This is a genomic window from Bacillus sp. FSL K6-2944 (genome assembly GCF_038005385.1).
In the GTDB taxonomy this organism is placed as follows: Bacteria; Bacillota; Bacilli; order Bacillales; family Bacillaceae_G; genus Bacillus_A; species Bacillus_A cereus.
Genome location: NZ_JBBOTE010000001.1, coordinates 4,017,501 through 4,025,000 on the forward strand (window position 1 = coordinate 4,017,501; position 7,500 = coordinate 4,025,000).

Genomic DNA, 7,500 nt, shown 5'->3' on the forward strand with positions numbered 1-7,500 from the left:
TCTCACTGCGTGGATCACACCTTTTCAAATTCTAATAAATAGCTTGTTTATCAGAATTTCAGCCATGCCAGAAGAGGTGAGTCATAGATAGCCAGACCTGTAATTCACTATCTCTGAAGCTCATCTATGCCATCAATTGATACCTTTGGTTTCTAACTATGAATGAATCAATCAACTTCATATCCTTCCCTCTTTATTTTCGGTGAATTTTACCTGTTTCTAATCCCCATATAAAACACCCCAGTTCTCTTGCGATAGCTGTAACGGCAACATTTCTAGGTTTCCCTTGATATATCATGCGATAATATTTTCTTTGTAACCTTTCTACAGCCTGATCCGCATAAGCAATCACTTCGCTTCGTTGCCCTTTTTGTCTTGCTTTCACTCGCTTCGATTTTAATCCGATTGTTCCTTTTACCAACGCATTTGCACATTCTACAAGAGTAGACCTAACGGTCGAATTTCCTTGTTTTGTAATCGAACGTCGACTGATTTTTTCTCCACTTGAGCTTTCGCTTGGTGTCAATCCTACATAAGCCATAAATGCTTTAGCCGTGGGAAAACGAGTGAAGTCTGCAATTTCCACATGAACAGTCATTGCCGATGTTGTATCTATACCTTTTAAGCATCTTAAATTTGCGATTGGTTCTTCGTACCTTTCACGATGAGATAATTCTTCTAATCTCAGACTGAACCGCTCAATTTTATCGACTAGAACATCATACTGTAATAGGTATTCGCCTAACGTTTCTTTGAATAATCCTTGTAGATCAAGATTCTTTAACCATTTCATATAAGCGATTGTCCAGCTTGATTTCCCTTCATACACATAGCCATGCCTTAAAAGGAATGCTTTTATCTGTTGTTTTATTTTTTTCAAAGATGTTTTAAAATCACCTAACATGCGGATATACTCTTTCACGGCAACATCCTCTTCTTCTGGAACATATACTTCTTTATAGGTGCCATTTGCTAAATTAAGAGCAATCATTTTGGCATCGAATTTATCATTTTTAACCATTTTATTTTTTGATGAACTGTACATTGTTGTGGGAGCTAAAATATCACAATCAATTCCATTTTGTTCAAGAAGATTATGAAGTGAATACCCTAAACAACCAGCCTCATATCCAGCTTTAATTTTTATATCTTCACCATATTTTGTTTTCAGTTTCTCAACGAATTTTTTTACGAGAGATACATTTGAAGCACATCGTGCTTCTCTTACAATTTCCCCAGTTGTTCCGTGTAGTGCACATAAGCTAAAACTTTCCTTGTGGACATCCATCCCAATATAGATTATATTTTCCATAGTGGCCTCCTATTATCATAGGGTATAACCCCATTCATAATGTTTTCATTCATTATTATGGGTTAAAATCCCTGACTTGATAATCTAGGAGGTCGCTTCATATTATCTCCATTATCGGATATATAGATGCTTTGAAAGACGGAGTTGCTGCTTCTGAAATAGAAAAACAAGAATATCTTAAAATACTCTATATGAAATCAAATAACTTAAAGCACCTAGTTGATGAAATATTCAATATGGCGAAGCTAGACGCTAATGAATTTCCACTAAAAGAAGAAAAACTCGACTTTTCTGAAGTTACTAGAGAAGTTTTGATTGAATTTTTACCTGAGCTCTCAAAACATAACATCGAACTGCAAATTCGCATACCAGAGTCTACTTGTCCTATCATCGCAGATCATCTAAGCATTATGCGGATTATCGGTAATTTAATGAAAAATGCAATTTATTACGGAAAGGATGGGAAAACAATAGGAGTCGAATTGCTAGAAGCTGATGCAGAATACGAACTTCATATTTGGGATCAAGGCCCTGGTATTCCAAAACATGATTTACAAAACGTATTTGAGCGAATGTACCGAAGCGAACAATCAAGAAACTCTTCATTTGGTGGTAGCGGTCTCGGGCTTTCTATTTCCAAAGCGCTCGTTGAGAAAAACGGTGGACATATATGGGTTGAAAGTACTCCATGGAAACGAACTACTTTTGGCTTTTCTATTCCAAAACACAATACTTTTAAGAAATAGTTAAGAAATGATTAATATGCAGTTAAGCCTTCCTTTTTATGATGTAAGTAAGAACTTATAGAAAGCAGGTGTCTCCTATAAATACAATTATAAAAACGACTAACCTTACTAAAGTATATGGCAATCAAAAGTCAGTAGATAATTTAAATATTAATGTTCAACAAGGGGAGATTTATGGCTTCATAGGCCGCAACGGTGCTGGTAAAACAACAACCATTCGCATGCTGCTTAGTCTTATAAAGCCTACAAGTGGAACGATTGAAATATTCGGAGAGAACTTATTCCAAAATCAAAAAGATATTTTAAGCAGAATTGGTTCTATAGTTGAAGTTCCAGGATTTTATGAAAACTTAACTGCAAAAGAAAACCTATTAATTAATGCAAAAATAATTGGGGTTGACAAAAAGAATGCTATCGAAGAAGCATTAGAAATAGTAGGCTTGCAGCATGAGACAAAAAAGTTAGTAGGAAAGTATTCTTTAGGAATGAAGCAACGCTTAGGAATTGCGCGTGCTCTTCTCCATTATCCTGAGCTACTCATATTAGATGAACCAACTAACGGACTAGACCCTATTGGTATTAAAGAAATGCGAAAACTTATTCATTCTTTAGCTCAAGAAAGAAATATAACAATACTGATTTCTAGTCACATATTAGCCGAGGTAGAACAGTTAGTTGATCGTATCGGAATTATTCATGAAGGAAAGTTACTAGAAGAAGTTTCTCTTGATACGCTACGCAAAGCAAACCGTAAGTACATAGAGTTTCAAGTGAATAATGACGATAAAGCTGTGATGTTATTAGAAAATCATCTTCAAATTTTTGATTATGAAGTACATGATGAAGGAAATATTCGTATTTACTCTCATTTTGGACAACAAGGATACATAAACAGAACGTTCGTTCTTAACGATATTGAAGTATTAAAAATGATGATAAGTGAAGATAGACTAGAAGATTATTTCACCAAACTAGTTGGAGGTGGAACAATTGGTTAATCTACTCTATACAGAACTCTTAAAACTAAAACGCTCTAATATGTTTTTAATTAGCATTATTGGTGCTGGTGTCGCACCTTTCTTAGTTGTAGTAGCCTCTTATATACATATAAAAACAAAACAGCCAACTCCAACTATTTGGTTCGATCAATTATTTACTGACGTTAACTTATATACTACTTTAGTTATAGGATTCCCCTTATATGGAGTAGTGGTTGCTTATTTGCTTACCCGCGAATATACAGAAGATACACTGAAAAATTTACTAACTATCCCCGTGTCACGCATTAGCTTTATTACAAGTAAATTCATCATTCTCTTTCTTTGGATTATGATGCTAACTTTAGTCGCTTGGGCACTTACTTTAATATTAGGGCTATTGGGGAACTTCCCTGGTTTTAACATTTCTTTACTTTTAGGTTCTTTCCTAGAATTTTTAATATGTGGTGGACTTCTCTTTCTATTGTCTTCACCTATTGTGCTACTAACTCTTGTAATGAAGAGCTATGTACCACCCATTATATTAACAGTCATTATTACAATGACTAATCTTATGCTCGTAAACTCCAAGCATAAAGATTTATTTCCGTGGACCGCTACTCTAGATATCGCAAATAACGAATTACAACCGACATATCCACCAGAGTATTCTTATATCATCATTGCAGTAACGACAATTTCCGGATTTATTGCAACACTATTCTATTTTAAAAAAGTAGACATTCATTAATGTATAGGAGTGAAACTATGAGCGATATCATTATTGCCTTCATACTCGGTATTGTAGAAGGATTAGCTGAATTTTTACCTATATCTTCTACTGGCCACCTTATATTAGTCGGGCATTTATTAGGCTTTGAGGGAGAAAGAGCAAAAACGTTTGAAATTGTTATTCAGCTAGGCGCAATTTTAGCTATTGCAATTTTATATCATAAACGTCTCGTTTCTTTATGTAATATTAAACCTCTTATACAGAAAGAAAAAAAATTCAACGCGTTCCATGTATTTCTTGGCGTATTTCCGGCAGTGGTTGCTGGCTTGCTACTACATGATATTATTAAAACATACTTATTCCAGCCATACACTGTTGTGATTGGACTTGTAGCAGGGGCAATTCTTATGATCTTTGCAGAAGTAAAAAAGAAAGAGGCAGCAGCCTATTCACTGGACGATTTAACATACCGCCAAGCTTTAACAATCGGATTATTTCAGTGCTTAGCGGTATACCCTGGCTTCTCTAGAGCTGGCTCTACTATCTCTGGAGGTCTATTGGCAAAAGTAAATTATAAGACTGCATCTGAATTCTCTTTTCTAATAGCTCTTCCTGTAATGATTGGGGCAACAGGCTTAGACTTACTAAAAAGTTGGAAGTATTTAAGTGTCGATGACATCCCTATGTTCGCGGTAGGATTCATTACCTCTTTTATAGTAGCGATGCTAGCAGTAGTAACTTTTCTAAAGCTTTTAGAGAAGATAGGTTTAAAACCTTTTGCATACTACCGTATTTTGTTGGCTATCTTATTTACGCTTTTCGTATTGCTATAGATTCATATAAGTCACATATTATTAAACTGATATTCAATTTAGAATATCGGTTTTTTTATCTATTTCAACTCTAGTATTACTCACTTCAATATGGCATAGTGATAATAAACTACCATTCATAATCTGAACGTTCTTTAAGTAACTATGTCCTTTATCATAAAATGCAATTGGAAAATTAAAGATCCCATATATGTACAGAACATATTTACAAACTATATTCACTCCACATAGTATCTTTTTAATTTGCAAAACACTGATACAAATTAAAAATAAGTACAAAGGCATAACAAATAAATAAATTTCCAAGGAATTATAAAGAGATTAAATATTAATTAGAGTGAGGTGACGATAAAAATGAATCAATTAGCACAGACATATTGGGATACTTATTGGGGAAACAACAAAAAACCAGAATCTGTTACAGCTTGGCAATTTGGGGATGCCCCTAATTATCTTGCACAACTAGTAATTGACGGTATTAAAACAGCTACATGCTCCGGTCACATTTTTTATGAATTAGAAAATGAATCGCTACCGACTACTAATGATTATAGTATTATACTCAATAGTAATGATGAACCTGTAGCTATTATTAAGACAATAGAAGTAACTGTAACACCAATGAATGAAGTAAGCGAAGAATTCGCTATCGCTGAAGGTGAAGGAGATCGTACTTATAATTACTGGAGAGACACCCATGTTCGTTTTTTTACAAAGGAACTAAATGAGATTGGTCTTAATTTCTCTGAAGATATGTTACTCGTCTATGAGCGTTTTGAACTTGTTGATGTGAACAATAAAGTGAAATTTTAATAAACTGAGATTTACCAGCCATTCTTATTTTTATAAACACAAAAAAGACGAGTCATTCTGACTCGTCTTAAAGTTGCTTGGCGACGTCCTACTCTCACAGGGACAAGGTCCCAACTACCATCGGCGCTAGAGAGCTTAACTTCCGTGTTCGGTATGGGAACGGGTGTGACCTCTCTGCCATCATCACCAAACTATGAAGGCATATTCCTTCAAAACTAGATAACATTGCTACATATTATATGGTTAAGTCCTCGATCTATTAGTATTCGTCAGCTCCACATGTCACCATGCTTCCACCTCGAACCTATCAACCTGATCATCTTTCAGGGATCTTACTAGCTTACGCTATGGGAAATCTCATCTTGAGGGGGGCTTCATGCTTAGATGCTTTCAGCACTTATCCCTTCCGCACATAGCTACCCAGCTATGCCCTTGGCAGAACAACTGGTACACCAGCGGTGCGTCCATCCCGGTCCTCTCGTACTAAGGACAGCTCCTCTCAAATTTCCTACGCCCACGACGGATAGGGACCGAACTGTCTCACGACGTTCTGAACCCAGCTCGCGTACCGCTTTAATGGGCGAACAGCCCAACCCTTGGGACCGACTACAGCCCCAGGATGCGATGAGCCGACATCGAGGTGCCAAACCTCCCCGTCGATGTGGACTCTTGGGGGAGATAAGCCTGTTATCCCCGGGGTAGCTTTTATCCGTTGAGCGATGGCCCTTCCATGCGGAACCACCGGATCACTAAGCCCGACTTTCGTCCCTGCTCGACTTGTAGGTCTCGCAGTCAAGCTCCCTTATGCCTTTGCACTCTACGAATGATTTCCAACCATTCTGAGGGAACCTTTGGGCGCCTCCGTTACACTTTAGGAGGCGACCGCCCCAGTCAAACTGCCCACCTGACACTGTCTCCCGGGTCGATAAGACCCGTAGGTTAGAATTTCAATACAGTCAGGGCGGTATCCCACCAGCGCCTCCACCGAAGCTAGCGCTCCGGTTTCAATGGCTCCCGCCTATCCTGTACAAACTGTACCAAAATTCAATATCAGGCTACAGTAAAGCTCCACGGGGTCTTTCCGTCCTGTCGCGGGTAACCTGCATCTTCACAGGTACTATAATTTCACCGAGTCTCTGGTTGAGACAGTGCCCAAATCGTTACACCTTTCGTGCGGGTCGGAACTTACCCGACAAGGAATTTCGCTACCTTAGGACCGTTATAGTTACGGCCGCCGTTTACTGGGGCTTCAGTTCAGAGCTTCGCTTACGCTAACCCCTCTCCTTAACCTTCCAGCACCGGGCAGGTGTCACCCCCTATACTTCGCCTTACGGCTTCGCAGAGAGCTGTGTTTTTGCTAAACAGTCGCTTGGGCCTATTCACTGCGGCTTTCCGTTAAGAAAGCACCCCTTCTCCCGAAGTTACGGGGTCATTTTGCCGAGTTCCTTAACCAGAGTTCTCTCGCACACCTTAGGATTCTCTCCTCGCCTACCTGTGTCGGTTTGCGGTACAGGCACCTTTTATCTCGCTAGAAGCTTTTCTTGGCAGCGGGGAATCAAAGACTTCGCTCCATAAGGAGCTTCCCCATCACAGCTCAGCCTTTACGATAAGCGGATTTGCCTACTTATCAGCCTAACTGCTTGGACGTGCACAACCAATCGCACGCTTCTTCTATCCTTCTGCGTCCCTCCATTGCTCAAACGATAAAGAGGTGGTACAGGAATATCAACCTGTTGTCCATCGCCTACGCCTGTCGGCCTCGGCTTAGGTCCTGACTAACCCTGAGCGGACGAGCCTTCCTCAGGAAACCTTAGGCATTCGGTGGACGGGATTCTCACCCGTCTTTCGCTACTCATACCGGCATTCTCACTTCTAAGCACTCCACCAGTCCTTCCGGTCTGACTTCACTGTCCTTAGAACGCTCCCCTACCACTGATACCATTGGTATCAATCCGCAGCTTCGGTGGTGTATTTAGCCCCGGTACATTTTCGGCGCAGAGTCACTCGACTAGTGAGCTATTACGCACTCTTTAAATGGTGGCTGCTTCTAAGCCAACATCCTAGTTGTCTAAGCAACTCCACATCC

5 protein-coding genes, 2 rRNA genes and 1 pseudogene (1 of these 8 cut by a window edge) are annotated in these 7,500 nt (G+C 39.1%); 5 read left to right on the top strand and 3 right to left on the bottom strand.

All coding sequences use genetic code 11. The annotated features are described in order from the left end of the window. Positions 1 to 193: 193 nt before the first annotated feature. Positions 194 to 1,312, bottom strand: coding sequence for an IS110 family transposase (locus tag MHH55_RS20560; protein WP_340880263.1), 1,119 nt, complete (start codon positions 1,310 to 1,312; stop codon positions 194 to 196). A 101-nt stretch (positions 1,313 to 1,413) separates the two neighbouring features. Between MHH55_RS20560 and MHH55_RS20565 the strand changes: the two are divergent. The 5 genes and pseudogenes from MHH55_RS20565 to MHH55_RS20585 form a co-directional block, all read left to right on the top strand. Further along, positions 1,414 to 2,058, top strand: a pseudogene (locus tag MHH55_RS20565) (sensor histidine kinase); the annotation flags it as partial. A gap of 68 nt (positions 2,059 to 2,126) precedes the next feature. Further along, positions 2,127 to 3,056, top strand: coding sequence for an ABC transporter ATP-binding protein (locus MHH55_RS20570; RefSeq protein ID WP_078188038.1), 930 nt, complete (start codon positions 2,127 to 2,129; stop codon positions 3,054 to 3,056). Beyond that, on the top strand, positions 3,049 to 3,786 hold the full coding sequence (locus MHH55_RS20575; protein WP_000247711.1) for an ABC transporter permease: 738 nt from the start codon (positions 3,049 to 3,051) through the stop codon (positions 3,784 to 3,786). Before MHH55_RS20570 ends, MHH55_RS20575 begins: the two co-directional genes overlap by 8 nt. A 17-nt stretch (positions 3,787 to 3,803) precedes the next feature. Continuing rightward, on the top strand, positions 3,804 to 4,601 hold the full coding sequence (uppP, locus tag MHH55_RS20580) for an undecaprenyl-diphosphate phosphatase UppP (RefSeq protein WP_001279957.1): 798 nt from the start codon (positions 3,804 to 3,806) through the stop codon (positions 4,599 to 4,601). Positions 4,602 to 4,955: 354 nt separating this feature from the next. After that, entirely contained in the window at positions 4,956 to 5,414 is a 459-nt protein-coding gene (locus MHH55_RS20585) for an ASCH domain-containing protein (protein ID WP_078188039.1), read from the top strand. Between the two features lie 75 nt (positions 5,415 to 5,489). On the opposite strand, the gene rrf is transcribed toward MHH55_RS20585, so the two are convergent. Then, positions 5,490 to 5,605, bottom strand: a 5S ribosomal RNA gene (gene rrf, locus MHH55_RS20590). A gap of 48 nt (positions 5,606 to 5,653) precedes the next feature. Continuing rightward, positions 5,654 to 7,500 (bottom strand): 23S ribosomal RNA (locus MHH55_RS20595) (it continues 1,075 nt past the right edge of the window).

What these genes read in the sequence shown, in the direction of transcription:
- MHH55_RS20560 (WP_340880263.1), bottom strand. Translation starts at nt 1,312, where the DNA reads ATGGAAAATATAATCTATATTGGGATGGATGTCCACAAGGAAAGTTTT.
- uppP (WP_001279957.1), top strand. Translation starts at nt 3,804, where the DNA reads ATGAGCGATATCATTATTGCCTTCATACTCGGTATTGTAGAAGGATTA.
- MHH55_RS20585 (WP_078188039.1), top strand. Translation starts at nt 4,956, where the DNA reads ATGAATCAATTAGCACAGACATATTGGGATACTTATTGGGGAAACAAC.